Raw genomic sequence first — 20,136 nt, 5'->3', positions numbered from 1 at the left:
GTCTCCGCATTGACATTGGTGATGGTCAGGCCATCGTTTGAAATCAGTTTCGACCAGGCTCGCCCCGGTACGCGGGTCCCACATCGCCCGATCACGTCTTCCGTTCGTGTCAAGGCCAAGCTAAAAGCCGGAGACGATCGGAACCGCCATCGTTCGGCGCGCTGGATTTCCCGCGGCATTTGCTGGCAGGCGCAAGACCGCGCAAGAACTGTTTGAAATCGCGGGGGTGAGCTCGTTGGACAAAGACAGCAAGTCACGGGCCGTAACCAACATCCTCATAACGGGCGGGTCCCAGGCCTGGAAACTGTCGGCCGGTTTTGTCTTGACGATATTCTCGACGCGAAATCTTGCTCCGTCCGACTTCGGCGTGTTGGCGATGTCTGCGACGGCTGCAACGTTCCTCGGGCTCATCAAGGACGTCGGCGTTGGACAGGCCATCATTCAACGCACGGAAATCGCCAAGGGCCAGATCGATGCGCTGTTCTGGCTATCGGTGCTCGCTTCCGCGGCATCTGCTCTCGTTCTGGCGTTGAGCGCGCATCCGGTTGCGCTGTTTTACGGCGATACGAGGCTTCAACAGCTCATGATCGCAATTGCCGGCCTAAGCTTCATTGCTGGCCTTGCGACCGTTCCGGCAGCGCTACTTGCCAGAGAATCCCGGTTCAAGACCCTGGCAATCCTGGATGTCGCTGCGACAACCGCTTCCGTTGTCGCCGGGATCGTCGCCGTAATCATCTTGAGAGACTATTGGGCACTTTATCTGTCCACGCTCGTTCTCACGCTCATTTCGACAGTCGGGATCTGGGTCTATTCTGGCTATCGCCCCGGATATGCCCGTCTGGACAGCGAGACGCGGCACATGGCGAGATTTGGCCTGCACGTGTCAGGGTTCAATCTGGTCAACTATCTCTCGAGAAATGCGGACAACATCCTCATCGGCAAATTTCGAGGCGGCGACGAACTCGGCCTGTACGATCGGGCCTATAAGCTGTTGCTGCTGCCGATCGTCCAATTACACAACCCCATCGGCCAGGTGATTGTCCCGCTGCTTTCGCGGCTTCGTTTCGATAAGGAGAGATATCTCAGCACCTACAACGATGCCCTTTCCATGGTTATGCTCATATGTCAGCCGGGCATCGTCTTCGCCATCCTGCTCTCGGAGCCGCTCTTCAGAGTTCTCCTCGGGGAGCATTGGGTGGGTGCAGCCCCGATTTTTTCTTGGCTTGGCGTTGCGGGCTTGATCCAGGTCGCAACCGCGACGGCAGCTTGGCTGTTCCTCAGTCAAGGCCGTGGCCAGGAGTACTTCAGGCTCGGCGTTTGGACCGCCCTGATCAACGTGACCTCATTCCTCGTCGGTCTTCCCTGGGGCGCCCTCGGAATCGCGGCGGCGTATACGCTGGTGAACTGCACCGTCGTGCTGCCGCTTTACGCGATGTCAATCGGTCGTCATGGCCCGGTGACGACTAGGAGCCTGGTCAACACGACCGTCCCACATTGGATCAGTTGTGGCGTTGCGGCGGCCGTCACAAGGATTTCGCTCATCTCATTGCTGGATGGAAACTCTTTCGCTGGGTTAGTTATTCTGCTGGCGCTTGCCTATGCATCATATCTCCTCCCCATGACCTTCTTCGCGCGGAAACGGGAACTTGCGAAACGCGTATTACGCAACGTTTTTCGAAAGGCAAAGACCTTCAGCGAAGGATGAAGTCATGCAACTCCGCCAGATGGACATCAATCGGGGCTACCGCGTGAACGGCGTCGACCTGATGAAGGCGCGAGTCAACTTCTGGATAAGTGGTGGCCGCGAGGAGTCCTGCCTTGGCCGATTCATGAAAAGCCTCGTTGCTTAACTCATATACGGTGGGGATAGCGGACTGCTCGAACACGAACCCGTCGTCTCCCGGGCGCGAGGGGCCGACGGCCGGTGCGGTAGGAGAGGGCTGCGACGGCGCAACCGCCGAAAAATCAAAGCTGGCCTTCGGAGGATCGATGACCAGCGTGCCCCCGGATCCGTCGCTCGAGAGATTGAAGGTGGAGTTGGTGTAGTCGCCAACAAGCGAGATATGTGCCGTGTGATTTTGAGCATCGACTACTGTCAACACGCCACCGGCTGTATCGCCGGAAAAGGACGCCGACGTCCCCGCTCCATACGCGATGTCCTTCAGGTCGATATGATTGGAATTGGACGCGGTGCCGTCACCCGTCAGACCGATGAGCGTTCCGGTAAATTGCGACGCGTGGTCCAACACCAGATTGCCGGTCGACGCCTTGAAGGTGATCGACCCGGAAGCGGCGCCGGACAATTCGAGCGTGGCGCCGGGATCGACCGTCGCGGCCTGTGACATATTGCCCAGATTCAATACGACATTTCCGGAGATCTTGAGGATGGTCGATGACGTATTGATTACACCATCGCCATTGAGGTCCTGATAAAAAGTCGTCTCGACCGCTTTAAGAGCAGGGTCGGTCGGGGACACCTTGTTCAGGAGGTTCGATACATAGTTGCCATTGCTGTCCGTGGTCCACACACAGAGTTCGCCGGTGGCCGGAATCTTCCAGGCCACATCATAGCCGCTGGTCGTTTGCTCCACGCCCACCGGCGTCCAAGCGCCGAACTGTCCCGACACAACCGCTACGCCACCGTACTTCAAGGTCGGTCCCGCGCCGCTGGCCATCGCGTCGAACAAGTAATTCGAGCCGACCAGAACCAGGCTGGTTGAGCCGGACGCCTCGATTGTCGTGCCTGAAACCTTCTCGGGCGTTGGTGGAAGACCAATCACGCCATCACCGTTGAGATCCTGGTGAAAGAGGGTCTCGCTCGACTCAAGAGCCGGGTCGGTTCCGGACACCTTGTTCAGATAGTTGGATACGAAATTGCCGTTGCTGTCGGTGCTCCAGACCGCGAACTGGCCGGTCGAAGGGATCTTCCACGCGACGAGATAGCCGTTCGACGACGCTTCCGCAGCCACTGGCACCCATGCGCCAAGCTGCCCCGCGACAACCGCCGTTCCGCCATTCTTCAAGGTCACCGATGAGCCGGCCGTCGAAAGGTAGAAGTTGCTTTCCGACTTGATAAGTGATGTCGTGCCGGCTGCTTCGATCACCGTACCGACGGCGGAGCTGAAGGAGTTCGAAAGCTGGCTCAAATTGCCGGCGATGTCGGTGGCGGTCGCGGTGAAGCTGTGTTGCCCTGCCGTGAGCGATCCGGTGGTGACGCTCCAGACCCCACTCGTCGCCGCGACCCCCGTGCCGAGCAAGGTCGAGCCTTCGTACAGCCGGACAGTGCTTCCGGCTTCTGCCGTGCCGGACACGATTATTGCGCTCGAAGCTCCAGGTGCGCCCGAGGTCACGATAGGTGCAACCGGGGCACGCGTATCGACCGTGACGTTCAACGCGCCGGAGGAAGCGCTGACGTTGCCGGCGGCGTCCGCGGTCTTGCCGGTAAAGGTGTGATTACCGTCCGCCAAGGTTGCGGTGGCAAAGGACCAGGCTCCGTTGGTGTCGGCGATCGCCGTTCCGATCATTGTCGCGCCGTCAAAGACCTGCACCGTGCTCCTGGCGTCCGCGGTTCCAGTCAAATTCACGTGGTTGACATTGGTGACGCCATCGCCGGCAACGTTGCTGTCTGGCGAGAACGACGCGAGCTTGGGCACGTTCGGGGCGACCGTATCGATGGTGACATTCACCCCGGCTGAGAGCGCGGTGAGATTGCCGACACCGTCCATCGCTGCGGCGGCAAAGGCGTGGCCGCCTTCGGCCAGCATTGCGGTCGCCATGCTCCAGTTACCGTTGCCGTCGGCGATCGCCGTACCGATCTGAGTTGTCCCGTCGAAAACCTTGACGGTTACACCTGTCTGCGCGCGACCCGTGAGGACCAGATGATTTGTATTGATGAGGCCCGACACGATCGAGCCGCTGTCGTTGACAGCCGAGATCGTCGGCACGGCAATGGATGTCATCGCCATCGGCGAATTCGTCGCGGAAACGAATGAATAGTCGGCCGACGTCAAGCTGGTGACGCCCGCAATGCGCAGCGTATCTGCTCCACCCGCGTAGTGAACGGTCCACACGTCGTTCACATGGGTCAAATAGGCGCCGCTATCGTAACCCTTCAGAATCAGCTTGTCGTGTTCGGCAGTCGCGGTCGTGAAGGCGTGGAAATCGGCGACCGTATCGTTGCCGCTGCCTGCATTGTAAATGAACGTATCGTTTCCGGCTCCTCCGGAGAGCCAGTCATTCCCGCCCGCGCCATCCAGGGAATCGTCACCGCTCGAGCCGACCATGCGGTTTGCCATTTGGTTACCGACGCCCGCGAGCCCGCCCGTCATCAACGTCAGGTTTTCGACGTTTGCCGGCAACGTGTACGACGTCCACGCCTCCACGCTGTCAACGCCGCCGCCGGGATTCTCGACGATTTTCTGGTTCGCGTTACCGATGACGTAGGTATCATCGCCGTTCCCTCCGACGAGTGTGTCATCGATATTGACCGCCGAGAGCTTGTCGTTCGCCGCGGTACCGTACACCATGCGGCTGCTCGCTTTCCCGCTGATCCAGGACGTGATCGTCCCACCGACCGGGAGTGTTGCTGGCAATTGGAAATCGTCGCTGGTGAATGCCGAGACCGTCGTGTTGCGGAACACCAGTGTGTCCTGGCTGGTCAACTTTAGATAGACGTCGCTTCCGACCTGGGTCATCGCCGCCTGCACGTCGGCGAATGAGGTGAAGGCAAAGCCGTTGAGCTGGACGACGTCGTGCGTGGCGCCCGATCCCGGAGAAAAGTCGGTGATGATGTCCGAACCATCGCCGGAGTTGACTACGAAGGTATCCGCACCGCCGCCGCCGGTCAGGATATCATTGCCGAGCCCGCCGGTGATCGCGTTCGCCGCGGAATTGCCGATGATGATGTTGGACTGAATATTGCCGGTCGCGTTGATGGCCGCCGAACCGGTGAGCGTCAGATTCTCGACGTAGCTCGAAAGCGTATACGTCACTGAGGAGTTTACCGTGTCGATGCCTCCGCCATAGGCCTCGATAACCTTCGCACCGGAATCGGTCACGACATAAGTGTCATCGCCGGCACCGCCGGTCATGGCATCGGCGCCTCCTGCACCACCGATCAGGTCATTACCGGATGTGCCGCTCAGCGTGTCCGCAGCCGCGCTTCCCACGATCGTGTTGGTCGGCGCGCCACTCGTGAGCAGGGTGTAGTTCGCAAGCGTGTACTCCGGCAATTGATAGGCTTTGATTGAATCGATGGTCATCGTCGCCGTCGATCCTGGAGCGGCGTTGCCCGGCCAGCTCCCGCCCATCGCCAGATTAGCGATCATGTACATCGCCGTATTCATGTCGGAGGGCGTCGCCTGCTGTGCGACCTCCTTCCCGTCGACGAAGAATGTCAAGTCGTAAGGGGTCCATTTGAGCGCAAACGTGTGCTCTCCAGTGGTCAGGTTGGCTGTATTTGCCCAACCCCCATTCGTCGCAGGCGCGTAGGGCGAGTGAATGGCCCAATGAGCCTGGTCAGGATCCTGACCAAATGCTTCGAGCACGTCGATTTCCGTGTTGAGGTTATTGGCAGTGCTGGGAAGCATCCAGAACGCCGGCCACGCGCCGCTTGTGCTGGGCAGCGTGGCCGTCATCTCGAAATAGCCGTAGGTCTGGGTAAAGCTGTTCTGGGTCGAGATCATGCCCGACGAAAATATGGCACTGCCTGTATAAGGCGTTGCGCTCGCAGGCAACGGTTGCGCCGTGATGACGAGGTGACCGTCCTGAATCGAGAACGGATTAAGCCCGAGCGACGTTGATGCCTGAGTGGCCGGCAGTCCGGAAAAGCTGGGATCGACATACACTTCCTGTTCGCCGGCCAGCCCGTACCCCGCGGCTCCGCTCCAGGCATAGCTCGTGCGCCAGGTCAGGCTCGGATCCTGGCCCGCGGAGAGCGTGTTGAAGTCGTCGTTAAAGGTCTGGACCAGCCCTGTCAGGGGACTGACGATGTTGACATTTGCAGCCGTGAGATTCTGGAGGCTGGTGTTTTCAAGGGTTATCGTTTCGCCGCTCGCGAGTTTCAGAACAAGGTCGGTGCCGACCTGCTTCATGGCCGCCGTGACATCGGTGAACGTCTTGAAGCCGGTGTTGTTGAGCTGCAGGACGTCCCCGCCGGCGCCCGCCTGAAAGTCGGTGACGATGTCGTTGCCGTTGCCCGCTGTCACAACAAAGGTGTCGCGACCGGCCCCACCGGTCAGCACATCGTTGCCTCGCCCGCCGTCGATCATGTTGTCGCCGGCGTTGCCGACAATGATGTTGTTGAGGTCATTACCGGTGGCGGGAGACGGAACGCTATCTGTCAGGACAAGATTCTCGACGTTCGGCGCATTGACGAGGCTGTATCCGTTGATGTTCCAGACACGGATCGTATCGATACCCTCTCCGGCCTGCTCGACGACCTTGGTGTTGTGATCATAGACATAGTAGGTGTCGTCCCCTGCTCCGCCGATCAGCGTGACGCCCGTGCCGCCGGCCTCCATGCCGTCATTTGTCGCCCCGGTCGTCAGCGTGCCGCCTGCGGGGACGGTACCCGCCCAGTTCCATGCCGTTCCGCTCGCTGGCAGCGGATTGTCCAGCACGACATTGCTTGCAACCAAGGTCGAAAGCGCGACATTCTGCAGCGTCAGGGTTTCGGTGGACGACAGCGTGACGACCGTATCGGAGCCCACTTGGGTGGCCGCTGCCAGGAAGCTCGCGAACGTCGCAAAGCCGTAGTTCTGCACTCGCAGCACATCGCCGCCTAAGCCCGCCTGAAAATCAGTAACGGTATCGGAGCCGTACCCCTTCGAGACAACGAAAGTATCGCTGCCTGCTCCTCCGGTTAGAACATCATTTCCGGTACCGCCAAACAGAACGTCGGCACCGGCGCTTCCATTGATAGTGGTCATGATGGATTACGTGCTCCTTTTACGTGGCACACAACTATGCACGCGTTCAAAAGAGCCTTATGGATTCGACGCAATTTGACGCATGACGAGAGAATCAGCTGACGGCTGGAGATTTCTGCGGAGACACCGGAATGCTACGGGCTCATGTGAAGTCCGCGCTGCTTTGCAACAAGCACGCTCAGTGCATTGCCCGTCGTTCCCTGGGCGGGCGCCGAACACGCTGGGTTCCGATTAGGGAACCGCATTTTGCATCCGACAGTATTCAACCCGTATGACACCCTCGTTGGCCGAATAGAGTCGCAACACGTGGGTACGATCAATCGGCGGCATGCAGACGCGTGGAGCTGCCACAAAGGCCCGAAACTTTATTGCTTCGCTGCGGTCTGGTCCGAGGGATAGAATCGCGCCTGATGCGCTTCCGATAGAACCTGTCCCGTCGATGATTTCACGAGGGCGGTCCATTCATACAGACCCGGCTTGCAAGGACCAAATGTCCGGATCGTCCCAGACGGCACAACGCCATTACCAGGAACCGGAACGTTCTGGCCTCCCATTTCGCGAGCACCTTCCGCAAGTGTGAGCGTCATCGAAGTGGCACCGGCGGGAATGTTGCGCAGACGTATCTCCGGATTTGGGAACAGCGTGACACAGCCGTGCGCCCCGCGCCATGAAAAATCCAACGTCATCGGATCGGCCGATGCAGGGTGACAGACCGCTAGCAACAAAGCGACGGCAACAACAACAGCTCTCACATATCGCTCCCAGTCCGGTTCGCTTCCGATCTTCGAGCGATCGGGGCACGCACTATTCACGATTCACGCAGAATAGATCGCCCATTTTAAGGCGCCATCGGTAAGCCCACTCGCAACCGATGCATTAAAAGAAGCAGTCACGAGTTGGCCATTCTTTTGACGGACCGTCGGTTCGTCCTTTGGCGTGCATCAACGACCATTCCCGCGCCTGCCAACGGATTAAGCAAACAACCGCAAGCGGCAGCTAAATCGTGTCCAGAGAAGTCCTGATTGTCATACCGGTACTGAACGAGGCCCCCCAGATCGAGACGGTTGTCCGCAACCTGGCCCGGGACAGTCTTCACGCAGGTCGCACAATAGTGGTTGCAGATGGCGGCAGCACCGATGGGACGCCCGACATTGTCCGCCAGCTCGCCAAAGACATTGGCGGCGTCCATCTGTTGCGCAATCCGCAGCGGCTGCAGAGTGCCGGGGTCAATCTAGCCGTACAGGTCTATGGTGCTGCGGCGCAGGTCCTAGTGCGGTGTGACGCCCATTGCGGATATCCAGCGGATTATGTTTCGAGCCTCCTCAAGACTCTGGACGAGCGTAAGGCCGACTCGGTCGTGGTTCCCATGGACTCGCGTGGCGAAGGTTGCCTGCAGAAGGCCGTCGCCTGGGTCTCGGACACAAAGGTCGGTTCGGGTGGATCGGCACATCGCGGCGGAAAGCAAAGCGGCTTTGTCGATCACGGGCATCATGCGGCGATGACCATCGACGCGTTCCGCAGGGCTGGTGGTTACGACGAAACCTTCGCTCATAATGAAGATGCAGAGTTTGACTGCAGGCTGCGTGCAATCGGCGGCCGGATATTTCTGGATTCGGACATCCGCCTTTCATATCGACCGCGGTCGAGCTTTCTGAGCCTGGCGAAGCAGTACTTCAACTACGGTCGCGGTCGATCGAGAACCGTGAGGCGGCATCCCGGATCGTTGCGACTGCGTCAATTCGTGGTGCCCACGCATGTTGCATTGACGATTGGCGCCATCGTGCTGTCGCCGGCGGCGCCGCTGCTGTTGACATTGCCGGCAGCCTATCTGGCGATACTGGCGCTGACTGCAATGATGATTGCAGTAAAACATCGCTCTATTTGCGGGCTGCTTGCACTGCCGGCCGCTGTCGTGATGCACTTCGCGTGGGCACTTGGCTTTTTCTGGGGCATCCTGTCGATCCGCCAGGCCACCTGGCAGATGACCCCTTCAGTTTCCTGAACCCTGCAGAACCTGGGCACTGGCCGGCACGCCCACACGCCGGCCTGCCTTCACATAGGCCGCCTCGGTCAGGCGTGCAATCGAGGTCCACGTCGGCACCGAGTCTCGCAGATCCAACATTCCTTGACTCTTGCGGTTTCGATAATCAGGGTCGCTGATCAAGCGCTCGAGCGTCCGGGACAACGCGGCGGGATCACCTGGAGGAACGAGCGTCCCCTCTGCCCGATCGCTCAGCCATTCCGAAAACGTTCCAAGGTTCGAAGCGACGATCGGACGTCCCGCCGCGATCGCCAGCATCAGCACACCCGACGCGTCGATATCCCGGTACGGAAAAGCCAGGATGTCAGCGCGCGCGACCAGTGAGGTAACTTCATCTTCCGGAACGAAACGCAGGTCGAATTCGACATGGTCTTCGAGCTGCAGATCCTTCACCATCGCAAACAGCGGCTCCATCGCCATTTCCGGCCAGCCCACGACCTTCACCACGCAATGCGCCCTGACCTCTCGGGGAAGCAGCGCAAGCGCGCGAAGCATGACGTCGACGCCCTTGTAGGGCTTTATCTTGCCGAACAGGAGTATTTGAACGCGCCCGTTCCCGGCCGAGGGCTCGTCGGCCGGTCGGGTGATATGATCCGTCAGCAATCCGTGCGCGATAACGGATATCTTTTCGTCCGGGATACCAACGCGTAGCAGGCGATCGCGAGCAACGGTCGTATGAACGATAAGGTGGTCGAAGCAATGCAGAATGCTGAACGCGCCAATTCGCTGTATCCGCGAGCTCGGATTGTTATTGAACGGATTCGAGTCATGAACGGTCAGAACCGTTGGCGCGACCCTCCTGAACTTGGGAATGAACTGGCTGTCGACGATCGCCAGCGGTGCCCATTGGAAATGGATCACATCAGGCGGCGTCCTCCTGAACCGCCTGATCAGCCGTGTCATTGATTCAGCGTGACTGAGGCCCTTCAGCCCCAGCTGCACGTTGCGTGGAAGTTTCTTGAAGAAGCGCGACTGCAATCCCGGATAAAAATGCCGGTCGAGAAACAGGTCTTCATCAACGGAAAGCTTCCGCCCGAGCTGGCGCCCGACAATGCTGGCTGCATGCCCAATATCGGTCAATCCTTTGGCTAATTTAAGATCATATGGCCAAGTAAACAGCGACGGATCGATCAGAGCGATTTTCATGCGATTGCCTCACCAACCATGCTTTGCGGACCGTGAAATTACTTCTGGCTCATCAAGGCATGGATTGATAGCCTCTTCTGTCACCTGCAAATTGTGAGCGACACGCGTTGAAGATCAGCATCGTCATAACTGTCTACAATTACGAACGGTATGTCGGATTGGCAATCGACAGCGCGTTGAATCAGACCCGTCCGGCGGACGAAATCATCGTCGTCGACGACGGATCGATCGACGGTTCCCGCCAGATCATCGCCGGCTATGGTGACAGGATTCGAGCCATATTTCAGGCAAATCAGGGCAACATCGCAGCATTCGAAGTTGGGTATCGCGCAGCGATAGGCGATGTACTCCTGTTCCTCGATGCGGATGACATCCTGATGCCGACGGCGGTCGAAAACGTCGCGGCGCACTGGCGTGAAGGTGTTTCGAAAGTTCAGTTCAATCTGGACATCATCGATGGCGCCGGCAGGCGACTTGGGCGCTCGTTTTGTGCGTTTCCTAAATCCTACGCGCCAGACGATGTGCACGCAGAATTTACCCGGTCGGGAACGTACATCTGGCCAGTCATGTCGGGAAATGCGTACTCCCGAGAGTTTCTTCGACAGGTCATCCCGCTCAATCCGCCCGTGGGATACGACGGCGCCCTCAACACGATCGCGCCTCTTTACGGAGACGTGGTCACGGTGCAGGAAACCCTGGGGCAATATCGGCTCCATGGCAGAAATATCAGCCGAAATGACGCGAAGGGCCGGGCGCAGCGGTTTCCGGATTTTCCTAGGCAGATCGGGTTCCGTGTCGCAGAGTTCGATATCCTGAAGGCGCATTGCGACAAGAAGTCCGTGCACGTGCAAGCGGCACGGCCGATCGATAACGAGATCGTCTTTGTCAACTATCGCCTCGCGTCGCGTAAACTGGGATTGCGCTACGTTCGGCAGGACGCGGACACATCGAGTTCACTTCTGCGCCGTGGGATATGGCTTGCGCTGACCACGACAACACATTGGCGCGCCGCCGCCTCTCATATCGTCTGGTTCACAGGGCTGTTCTTGAGCCCTTCCTGGCTTGCGTATCAGCTGATCATGCTCCGCTTCAACAGGGCAGAACTCTTGAGGCCGCTCGTCAGGTTCGGAAGTGTCATCCGGCGCAAGCCTGCCTGAGTGGGCAACGCCGCAAAGGCAACCCGCCTCGTCAGATCTTGTCCTACGCCTCCAGGCGTCGATCACACGCTTTCGATCGTACGAATTGTCTCCGGCATTGGCCCGGAAAGACTGGTTGCGCCGGCGAGGCGGGCGCGAATCCGCCTGTCGGACTGGCGAAGGCGGATATTTTCCGACAGGCGCAGAACATATTCCTTTGATTTCCACGCAAACCGAGCCGCTCTGTCAAACGCAGTAGGCTCGCGGACCGACTCCGCCGCCTTTGCGATCGAAGACGTCAGCGTCACCTCAAGGCACGGAAAAGGAAACAAGGCATAATTGTGGAGGCCATTTGCCCAGAAGCGGTCCATCTCCCAGTCGATCGGCCGATGGATCGTTGTCACGCTGTCGATGAATCGACGCGCGGCATGGCCGGAGATTAGATAAGCCTGCGTTCCCATTGGCGCACGCTCAAACCGCACCAATTCCCGCTGATCCAGCCAGGCCACGTGCGTGCACGGCGCCATGTGTCGCCCATACAGCCGGAGATAGCCGATCTCGGCCGCCTTGCAGATGTCCGGAAGCGATCGAAAGCTGAACCCGGCATCCAGAATGACGTCGTCTTCGACCACAAGTGTCCATGAATCGTCGGCGTCTGACGCTGCCACTTGCGCCATGATGCTCATATGACTAGCTGCGCAGCCGATCTCGGCACGTGAAAGGCCCCTGCCCCAAAAGCGGATGGCCAGCGCCTCATCATATTGCGGGAGCCCCTTGGCGGGCACACGCAAGGCATCAAAGAAGGTCCATGGAATCTCAAGCGACTCCAGATTTGCACTCGCGCGCTCGCGGCGCACGGAACCGGCCAAACTAATCGCCACAATTCTGAGATTGCTGCCCATCGATTGATCAGTCCGACGCGTTGATTGGGAACCGTATTGCACGTGATCTCCAAACGATTACCGCGAACCGGTCTGTGCTGACAAGGACGCGGCGCCCGGCGGCTGCCATGCTGGTGGCCATTTCACATTCTTGTTTCGTAAAGCACGGCGAAATCTGCGGCTATACCTAAAGCGGTCGCATTCGGATGCCTTGGATCGAACCAACGGTTCCTCACAGACGAGTGAAACATGTACATCGCGAAAGTCGCGATGGTCTCAAGCAAAGAGGCGCGGATGCCATCAAAGCATCGATTCACCAGCACCATGGCAGCATTGTTCGTCGCATCATTGGTTGTCGGTGGCTCAGTACTTTATCTTGGCCTGAGCAACGATGGTTTGCGACAGCGCCTGCAATTCATCCCGCTGTTTAAGCAACGCAGCCAGGTCGTCGGCGGCGCCGTCGTCGGCCAGAACGGCAGTGGGTTGTATGCCGGCTATACGCTGTCCTGGGGTGATGAATTCAACACTCTCGATATCGTGGGTCCGGCAAACCCTCGCGGCAAGTTCTTCCCGACTGGCGCCTATCATCCAGGCATCCGCGGCAATACCACGTCGCTCGGGACAGCTTTTGATGCCGACCCGCTGACCACCGGCTACAAGGACCGCAACCGCGGCGTCGCGGTTGGCTTCGACAACATGTCGATCTCCGGCTCGGTGCTGCGCCTCGGAGCGCGCAAGGCAACAACGCGCGAGCAGGCATTCCTTACGCCGACCGACCGGTCCATCAACGGAGGCGTGCGGCCGCACCTCTCCGCGATGATCCATACCGCCGGGGCGTTTGCATACTACCCGACCGCCAACGCCGTCATCATCGAGATGCGTGCCCGGTTCAGCCCCAGGCTTACAAATCCGGCCGGCTTTCATCCCGCGTTCTGGACCTATTCGGTCGCACCCGCGCTTAATCCAACCGGCAACGAGTGGGATCTTGAGTGCAACTCCCAAGGGATGCACTTCAGCAATATCGTCCATACCTCGGGGGCGATCTCGACCGACAACAGCGCCGGACCATTCGACTATATGGACGGCGCGTTCCACGTCTTCAGCTTTGTTTTTCGAAACGGCGGAAACACCCAACTCTACGTCGATGGCGCCCTTCGATCCCAGTTTGCCGGCGTGGATTCCAATACCAAGAACATGCCCTCATTTGTGCTGCTGACGTCACACATATTCAATAACACGTTCGCGGGCGAGGCGTATGACGCCGCAGCGTGGGCCAGCTCGGCGACCGGCGCCTATCTCGATGTCGACTGGATCCGCGGCTGGCGCACGACAGGCGTCAAGCATTGGAAGCCGCTGGTTTCGGTCGCAGATCTCAATGTCGATTACGACGGCAACGGCAAGATTGTGCTGCCGAGCGCCAAGGCCCTCTGGGGTGATGCGAGCGTTACCGAATTCGTCCAGGTCGTACCCTATGACAGCTCCGAACCGGGTATGACGGAGCAGACGACGTTTACGCAATTCCCGGAAGGCATTTCGTACGATGCGACATCGCGCACGATCAAGGCGGACTTCACCACTGCCAAGGGCAATGCCGGGCGGTCTCATGTCGTCGTTTATGGCTACAAGCCTGACGGCTCAACGATGGAGCCACTGCGATTCTCCATCAATCGCGGTCCGCGCGTGACGACGCGCCCCCTTTCATCCGCCGCAGGCGACAGCTACCGCCACGATATCTATGGGGAGTGCGATGTCGGAGTCATGATGCCGAAGATATTGTCCGTCAAAGGACTGCCGCAGGGGCTCGCTTTTGACCGTTCCACCGGACTGATCAATGGTGCTCCAACGACGCCAGGGGTCACCAGCCTGACAATCTCCTGCGCAAACAATGCGGGCCAGACAACAAAGAGGACGACAACGTTGACCGTCCGCGCGCACGATCCGGCGAACCGCCCGTACGGAGGATGATGCTCGACCCTCAACCTTGATCCGTCGGGGCCGAACTGCCCTGGCAGATATCCAGAAAATTTGCGAGGGCGTCGTCCACACTCGTGCTCAGTGGCCGGCTCAACTTTTCGAAGGGCTTGCTCCACGCATCGACGAACGTGCTGATTTTCCCATAATTGTTGTCAAGGACCGAGTGCGGCACATTCAGCAACACGCAAAAGATATGCGTGTGAAGCCGGTCCGTGATCACGTAGGCCGACGATCCAACCTGCCTCATTCCACGGGCTACACGGTTCGACGCCAGCAGGTGAAACCACCGAATGCGCACGTCGAGCTCCGACGGCGTCATGCCCTTGAGCAAGAGGAGCGACGTCTCGAGCAGCGCCCTGACAAACAACCACTTTCCCAAGCCTCGTTGTTCGATGAGCCAGTCCTCGACAACTGCAAAGTTTGGGAGCGTCGGAAAACGCTTTTGCTCCACCTTCTCGTGATCGGTTCGGAGCAGCAGCAACAATTTCCTGGTTACCGCCGCTGGCGAGCTCTGCGCCCCCAGGCAGAATGCCATGTCCGGACAGAGATCGACGGGCGCAGTAAATTCCGTTGTCGCGATATTCAAACTTTGCACGTCGCGGACCAAAATCCGGAATTTCTTATGCGAGTTGATGATCTCCGCGGCGCGTTTGAGACTTGCCTTCGAGGAGAAGTGTATGGTTTGCGGCAATTGAATGATCTGGCGATCCGGAAACTCCGACAGAAGCCTGAGCCGAAACTCCTGATGGCTAGGCCACAGGTCGCCGAAATTGCCGCCACCATGGATAAGGATAGGTCCGACAGGAACGGCTCTTTCAAACTCTTCCTTTGACCAGGTGTCATAGGTGCAGACGTAGGACGGTGCTCGGCCTAGCTTCTTCTGCAGATAGGTCTCTTCACCCAACCATATGGCGCTGTCGCCCACATTCGAGTGGTTGGGGAAGTCCACTAGCGCAAAATTCTCGACACCCTCCAGATGAGGCCCGATGACCTTTTCGATCTCATCCTGCATTTCTGCAATCAGTGTAGGAGAATCCTTCATGGGAGTTTCGGCCATCGTCCTGAGTTCGGTCCCGTCGGTCGCATCACAGCATCGAACGGCTTTCGATGCATCGGCAAAACTTCCCATTCGATTAATCCATTTCTGCCATTGCGCCAGGTACTCGCTGCGGTTGAGCGATGACGCATCTGCCTGCCGCCAGCGAGAACGCCGGACGTTTGCGCTGCGAGCTTCCCGCGTCAGTCATTCGATCTTTCGCGCTCAGCCGGCTTCTGCCTCTATCACGCTCTCGTGCCTCTCTCGGTGTCCCCTCGCCGATGCAGAAGCTGACCGGGTTCCAGAGCACGGAATAGATCGGCTTAGCAGCCAAAAGGCAAGTCTCGGCAACGCTGCCGATTAGCGACAACACCGCACATATTCATGACAAGAATCGAATCTATTGAAGTCTTAAGGCAGGCAAATGTGTTGATCGCAACGAACATAGGCAGCGAGCCTGCGGGAATGCCGCTTCTTGCAGCAAGCCTGCACCCAGTGCGTTAGCGAGCTCGGAGTCACCATGATCGGTTTGTTGAAAGACTACGTAAAGGCCCGCCTGCTTGATAACGACTTTATGATATCCGGCACCTCAAAGGAGCAGGAGCTCAGGGAATTCTTCCGGGACCTTTTCCCTGTCGTGACGGACAAGAAATTGATTCGACTGGGCGGATCGGCTGATGGCGGCTATTTGGTTCCGGACGACCTCGATGGCTGCGTCGGTTGCTTTTCGCCGGGGGTCTACAACGTCTCTGACTTCGAGCTCGGCCTTGCCGAACGCGGCATCCCGTGTTTCCTCGCTGACTTCTCGGTGGATGCACCCGCGATCCACAATGACCTGCTCGATTTCGAAAAGAAGTTCCTCGGAAACGAAAACAACGCCAAGTTCATGACTTTAGAGAACTGGATGTCGAGAAAGGGCTCTCGGACCGGCGATCTCATCCTCCAGATGGACATCGAAGGCGGCGAATACGAGGTTCTCATCGAAACGAGCTGCGACGACCTGAAGCGCTTCAGGATCATGATCATCGAGTTCCATTCCATGGACCGAATTCTCAATCCCATCGGTCTCAAGCTGATCGGCGCTGTTTTCAAGAAGATCACCAAGCACTTCGACGTCGTACACATTCATCCGAACAATTACTTCAAACCCATCGAGTACAGGGGCTTCAAGGTACCGCCGATCATGGAATTCTCGTTCTTGCGCAAGGATCGCGCTGCTCGCCGGACGCCTGCGAGAAAGTTTCCTCACGACCTCGACAGGAGAAACGTCGCAAACAGGGATGATGTCGTGCTGCCGAAATGCTGGTTCGCTCCGGAGTGATCGCCCCCGTGGCCGCGCCGACGAATCACGCCAGCCGCGCACAACGGGCGCGCGGATGCGTGACCGTTGGCTCGCAATGGCAGAAGTGCGCTTTCTACTCTCGCGCCTGCAGGTTCTCGCCGAGATATGCCTGATAGGCCAGCTTGAGCCCATCCTCGAGCGGGGTCTTGGCCCGCCAACCCAGTTTCGCCAACCGGTTGACGTCGAGCAATTTGCGCGGAGTGCCGTCGGGGCGCGAGGTGTCAAAGCTGATCTCGCCTGAATAGCCGACGGTCTCCGCGACCACGCGGGCGAATTCGGCGATCGCAATGTCCACGCCGGTGCCGATGTTGACGAGCTCGCCGCTCGAATAGGTCTTCATCAGATGGATGCAGGCGTCCGCAAGATCGTCGACAAAGAGGAATTCGCGCCGCGGCGTGCCGGTGCCCCACACCACGACGTTCTTCGCTCCCGACGTCTTGGCCTCATGGAAACGGCGGATCAACGCCGCGACGACGTGGCTGTATTCGGGATGATAATTGTCGCCGCGACCGTAGAGGTTGGTCGGCATCACACTGATGAAGTTTGAACCGTACTGGCTGCGATAGGCCTCGACCATCTTGATGCCCGCGATCTTGGCGATCGCGTAGGGTTCGTTGGTCGGCTCCAGCGGGCCAGTCAGCATCGACTCTTCGCGAATCGGCTGAACTGCTAGTTTGGGGTAGATGCAGGAGGAGCCAAAGAACATCAGCTTCTCGCATCGATTGACATGCGCGGCGTGGATGACGTTGGTCGCGATCGCCAGATTTTCGTAGAGGAACTCGGCGCGCAGCGTATTGTTGGCGACGATGCCGCCGACCTTGGCGGCAGCAAGGAACACTGCCTGCGGACGCCTTGCCGCAAACCATTTATCGACCGCGGCCTGGTCACGCAGGTCGACCTCGCTTCGCGAGACCGTCAGAAGTTCGACGTTTTCCTCCGCGAGCCGCCGCACCAACGCGGAGCCAACCATGCCGCGATGGCCGGCGACAAAGACGGTCTTACCGGCCAGCTCAAATGGAGTGCTTGGCATTGGTAACCTCTCGCCTGGCCTCGAGCAAATCGGAAGCCACCATTTCCTTGACCAGTTGCGCGAACGGGGTCCTGGATTTCCAGCCGAGCTTCTCGCGCGCCTTGCTGGGATCGCCGATCAGGAGATCGACCTCGGTGGGACGGAAATAGGTCGGGTCGATCCGCACGATGATCCTGCCTGACTTCTTGTCGATACCGGTTTCCTCGACGCCCTTGCCCCGCCATTCGACTTTGCGGCCGACTTCGGCGAAGGCGAGCTCCACGAACTCACGCACCGAGCGAGTCTCTCCGGTCGCCAGCACGAAATCGTCGGGCCGGTCGGCCTGCAGGATCCTGTGCATGCCTTCGACATAATCCCTGGCATGACCCCAGTCGCGCTTGGCTTCGAGATTTCCGAGATACAGCGTCTCTTCGAGGCCTGTCTCGATGCGGGCAACGGCACGCGTGATCTTGCGGGTGACGAAGGTTTCGCCGCGGATCGGGCTCTCGTGGTTGAAGAGAATACCGTTCGAGGCAAACATGCCGTAGGCTTCGCGGTAGTTCACCGTGATCCAATAGGCATAGAGCTTCGCCACCGCGTAAGGGGAGCGCGGGTAGAAGGGAGTCGTTTCCTTCTGCGGCACTTCCTGCACAAGGCCGTAGAGCTCGGAAGTGGACGCCTGATAGAACCGCGCCTCCTTCTCCATGCCAAGAATGCGAATCGCCTCCAATAGCCGCAGCGTTCCGATCGCGTCAGCGTTCGCGGTGTACTCCGGGCTCTCGAAACTGACCGCCACATGGCTCTGTGCGGCCAGATTGTAGATCTCGGTTGGCCGGATCTGCTGCATCAGGCGGATCAGGTTTGTCGAATCCGTCATGTCGCCGTAATGCATCAGGAACGGCACATTGCCGGCATGCGGATCCTGATAAAGATGATCGACACGGGCGGTGTTGAAGGAGGACGAGCGCCGCTTGATGCCGTGGACGATGTAGCCCAGGCCGACCAGATACTCGGCGAGATAGGCACCGTCCTGACCGGTGACGCCCGTAATCAGCGCGACGCGCCGCTTCGACCTTTCATTCATATTGCTCACCCGACTGCTCGGTTATCATCGACGATTTTTCCCATTTTCCCAAACCTGTTGGCGATTGCGCCGAGGATTCGCAGGATCTCACGCTCGGGCCCGGCCGGTGCGCCTGTCGCTCGCCAGAATCCAAAGAGTGACCCGACATAGGCAAGAGCGCTCACGAGAACAACAGCGATCAACCGAGCATAGACGTGAGACTCATGGCCAAAAGATGTGATGAAAGCCCAATTCGTCAGAAGACCGACAATGATCATCGTGCAGGTGGACAAAGCGGTCCTCAGATTCACGAGAAATTGCCGGGAGACAGAAGTGTCGATCAATTCGCGGACCAGGACCATGTTGTAGACGACACCGCCGAGGGTAACCGCCACGCGGGCGACCAGCAGGCCAACTAACCCTCCTACCCACAAGCCCGCAACAATGAAAGGCAGCCTCACGATCAGGATCGCAACGTCGCGATGAAATAACCTGCGCGTCTGGCCAAGGGCCAGACCAAGGGGTTGGACGGTCGCGCTGAGCGTGTGCAACGCAATTGCACCACCGAGGAGCTGGATCACGATCGTCGCGCCTGCCCAAGCTTCACCCAGTGCGAGCGGAACGAATTGATCGGCGATCAACGCGAAGCCGAACCCCGCCGGAAAGGCGATCGCACACAGCATTGATTGCGCTGACAGATAAGCTCGCTGAAGGGCGGCTTTGTCGTCCCTCAGCCTCACGAACGCGGGAAACAGCGTCCCGGCGAGCGGATTTGTTGCTTCTCTTGTCGGCGTGGCGGCCAGGTCGCTGCCAAGTACATATCCACCCAGGGCGGATTTCCCGAGAAAATATCCGATGATGATCTGGTCGAAACGCCAGTTCAGCGTGCTGACGGCCTGCCCGAGCGATAGCCACACAGAGAACGAGAATAGGGAGCGGCTACCCTTTATCCGGAATTTCGGCCGGAACGGCTGGATCAGATAAGAGGCGACGACATCGATGAAGTTGGCGACGACGGCTCCGGCGATAAGCGCCCAGTAGCTCCTGAAGCAAATGGCGATCCCGGAGGAGACGAGGATGGTTGCGAGCGCCCGGCTGCTGCTCGTCACAAATTCCTGCCAGAAGACGAGTTGACGCTGCATCATCGCAAGCATCGGATTTCGAAAGCCGGATATCACGATCGAACAGCTCAGGACCAACAGGATCGGAATCAAGCGGCCATCGCCGTAGGACACTGCCACCGGATAGGCGAGCAACGACAGCAAGAGTGCCAGCAAGCAAGCACGAGCCAGGCTCAACGTCCACGCGGCGTGGAATTGATCTTCACTTGGATCCTTGTGGTGAATGAGCGCCGATGCCAGGGACAGTTCAGTCATCGACGTCAAAACAGCAATGATGGCCGTCGCGACGGCAACCAGGCCGAAATCTTCCGGCGTGAGCATTCTCGCCAATATGAGCGTGTTCAAGAAGCCGAGACTGGCAACCACCAGCCGGCTCACGCCGATCCAAGCAGCTCCGATGGCGATTGAATTTTTCGACAAAGGGAGCGTCGTACGCGCACCAATAGCGACCATTTTCA

13 protein-coding genes are annotated in these 20,136 nt (G+C 58.7%); 5 read left to right on the top strand and 8 right to left on the bottom strand.

What is annotated here, in order from left to right:
* Positions 1-235: 235 nt before the first annotated feature.
* Positions 236-1,705, top strand: a complete 1,470-nt coding sequence (locus CWO91_RS01350) for a lipopolysaccharide biosynthesis protein (protein ID WP_165405166.1) — start codon at positions 236-238, stop codon at positions 1,703-1,705.
* On the opposite strand, the gene CWO91_RS01345 is transcribed toward CWO91_RS01350, so the two are convergent.
* The gene (locus tag CWO91_RS01345; protein ID WP_130211926.1) at positions 1,692-6,929 is read right to left on the bottom strand and encodes an Ig-like domain-containing protein; all 5,238 of its coding nucleotides are present in this window, start codon (positions 6,927-6,929) and stop codon (positions 1,692-1,694) included. The genes CWO91_RS01350 and CWO91_RS01345 overlap by 14 nt on opposite strands.
* 365 nt (positions 6,930-7,294) lie before the next feature.
* Positions 7,295-7,681, bottom strand: coding sequence for a hypothetical protein (locus tag CWO91_RS01340; RefSeq protein WP_130211925.1), 387 nt, complete (start codon positions 7,679-7,681; stop codon positions 7,295-7,297).
* A gap of 251 nt (positions 7,682-7,932) precedes the next feature.
* Here CWO91_RS01340 and CWO91_RS01335 point away from each other — a divergent pair, with 251 nt between their 5' ends.
* Positions 7,933-8,931 (top strand): glycosyltransferase family 2 protein, encoded by a 999-nt coding sequence (locus tag CWO91_RS01335; RefSeq protein WP_130211924.1) that lies wholly within the window; start codon positions 7,933-7,935, stop codon positions 8,929-8,931.
* On the opposite strand, the gene CWO91_RS01330 is transcribed toward CWO91_RS01335, so the two are convergent.
* Positions 8,920-10,116: a glycosyltransferase gene (locus tag CWO91_RS01330; RefSeq protein WP_130211923.1), complete on the bottom strand. Its 1,197-nt coding sequence runs from the start codon at positions 10,114-10,116 to the stop codon at positions 8,920-8,922. The two genes, CWO91_RS01335 and CWO91_RS01330, sit on opposite strands and share 12 nt — an antisense overlap.
* A 107-nt stretch (positions 10,117-10,223) precedes the next feature.
* Here CWO91_RS01330 and CWO91_RS01325 point away from each other — a divergent pair, with 107 nt between their 5' ends.
* Positions 10,224-11,273: a glycosyltransferase family 2 protein gene (locus CWO91_RS01325; protein ID WP_165405165.1), complete on the top strand. Its 1,050-nt coding sequence runs from the start codon at positions 10,224-10,226 to the stop codon at positions 11,271-11,273.
* Between the two features lie 62 nt (positions 11,274-11,335).
* Here the strand turns inward: CWO91_RS01325 and CWO91_RS01320 are convergent, their stop codons facing one another.
* Positions 11,336-12,154: a glycosyltransferase family 25 protein gene (locus CWO91_RS01320; RefSeq protein ID WP_091894115.1), complete on the bottom strand. Its 819-nt coding sequence runs from the start codon at positions 12,152-12,154 to the stop codon at positions 11,336-11,338.
* A 228-nt stretch (positions 12,155-12,382) separates the two neighbouring features.
* On the opposite strand from CWO91_RS01320, the gene CWO91_RS01315 reads away from it, so the two are divergent.
* Positions 12,383-14,098, top strand: coding sequence for a glycoside hydrolase family 16 protein (locus CWO91_RS01315; protein WP_130211921.1), 1,716 nt, complete (start codon positions 12,383-12,385; stop codon positions 14,096-14,098).
* A gap of 10 nt (positions 14,099-14,108) precedes the next feature.
* On the opposite strand, the gene CWO91_RS01310 is transcribed toward CWO91_RS01315, so the two are convergent.
* On the bottom strand, positions 14,109-15,236 hold the full coding sequence (locus tag CWO91_RS01310) for a polysaccharide pyruvyl transferase family protein (protein ID WP_130211920.1): 1,128 nt from the start codon (positions 15,234-15,236) through the stop codon (positions 14,109-14,111).
* A gap of 427 nt (positions 15,237-15,663) precedes the next feature.
* On the opposite strand from CWO91_RS01310, the gene CWO91_RS01305 reads away from it, so the two are divergent.
* Positions 15,664-16,464 carry an FkbM family methyltransferase gene (locus CWO91_RS01305; RefSeq protein ID WP_130211919.1) on the top strand — a complete coding sequence of 267 codons (801 nt, stop codon included), beginning with the start codon at positions 15,664-15,666 and terminating at the stop codon, positions 16,462-16,464.
* Between the two features lie 94 nt (positions 16,465-16,558).
* Here CWO91_RS01305 and fcl read toward each other — a convergent pair whose 3' ends face one another.
* The 3 genes from fcl to CWO91_RS01290 are packed head-to-tail and all read right to left on the bottom strand — an operon-like array spanning position 16,559 to position 20,131.
* Positions 16,559-17,515, bottom strand: a complete 957-nt coding sequence (fcl, locus tag CWO91_RS01300) for a GDP-L-fucose synthase (protein WP_130211918.1) — start codon at positions 17,513-17,515, stop codon at positions 16,559-16,561.
* Positions 17,496-18,578: a GDP-mannose 4,6-dehydratase gene (gene gmd / locus CWO91_RS01295; protein ID WP_130211917.1), complete on the bottom strand. Its 1,083-nt coding sequence runs from the start codon at positions 18,576-18,578 to the stop codon at positions 17,496-17,498. The genes fcl and gmd overlap by 20 nt, the downstream gene beginning before the upstream one ends.
* A gap of 5 nt (positions 18,579-18,583) precedes the next feature.
* Positions 18,584-20,131, bottom strand: a complete 1,548-nt coding sequence (locus CWO91_RS01290) for a lipopolysaccharide biosynthesis protein (RefSeq protein WP_130211916.1) — start codon at positions 20,129-20,131, stop codon at positions 18,584-18,586.
* Positions 20,132-20,136 lie beyond the last annotated feature (5 nt).

Source organism: Bradyrhizobium genosp. SA-3, from assembly GCF_004212635.1.
Taxonomy (GTDB): domain Bacteria; phylum Pseudomonadota; class Alphaproteobacteria; order Rhizobiales; family Xanthobacteraceae; genus Bradyrhizobium.
This window is presented reverse-complemented; position numbering and strand designations above follow the sequence as displayed.

Excerpts from the sequence above, each read along its gene's own strand:
- CWO91_RS01345 (WP_130211926.1), bottom strand. The coding sequence starts at position 6,929 with ATGACCACTATCAATGGAAGCGCCGGTGCCGACGTTCTGTTTGGCGGT.
- CWO91_RS01330 (WP_130211923.1), bottom strand. The coding sequence starts at position 10,116 with ATGAAAATCGCTCTGATCGATCCGTCGCTGTTTACTTGGCCATATGAT.
- CWO91_RS01320 (WP_091894115.1), bottom strand. The coding sequence starts at position 12,154 with ATGGGCAGCAATCTCAGAATTGTGGCGATTAGTTTGGCCGGTTCCGTG.
- CWO91_RS01315 (WP_130211921.1), top strand. The coding sequence starts at position 12,383 with ATGTACATCGCGAAAGTCGCGATGGTCTCAAGCAAAGAGGCGCGGATG.
- CWO91_RS01310 (WP_130211920.1), bottom strand. The coding sequence starts at position 15,236 with ATGGGAAGTTTTGCCGATGCATCGAAAGCCGTTCGATGCTGTGATGCG.
- CWO91_RS01305 (WP_130211919.1), top strand. The coding sequence starts at position 15,664 with ATGATCGGTTTGTTGAAAGACTACGTAAAGGCCCGCCTGCTTGATAAC.
- fcl (WP_130211918.1), bottom strand. The coding sequence starts at position 17,515 with ATGCCAAGCACTCCATTTGAGCTGGCCGGTAAGACCGTCTTTGTCGCC.
- gmd (WP_130211917.1), bottom strand. The coding sequence starts at position 18,578 with ATGAATGAAAGGTCGAAGCGGCGCGTCGCGCTGATTACGGGCGTCACC.
- CWO91_RS01290 (WP_130211916.1), bottom strand. The coding sequence starts at position 20,131 with ATGGTCGCTATTGGTGCGCGTACGACGCTCCCTTTGTCGAAAAATTCA.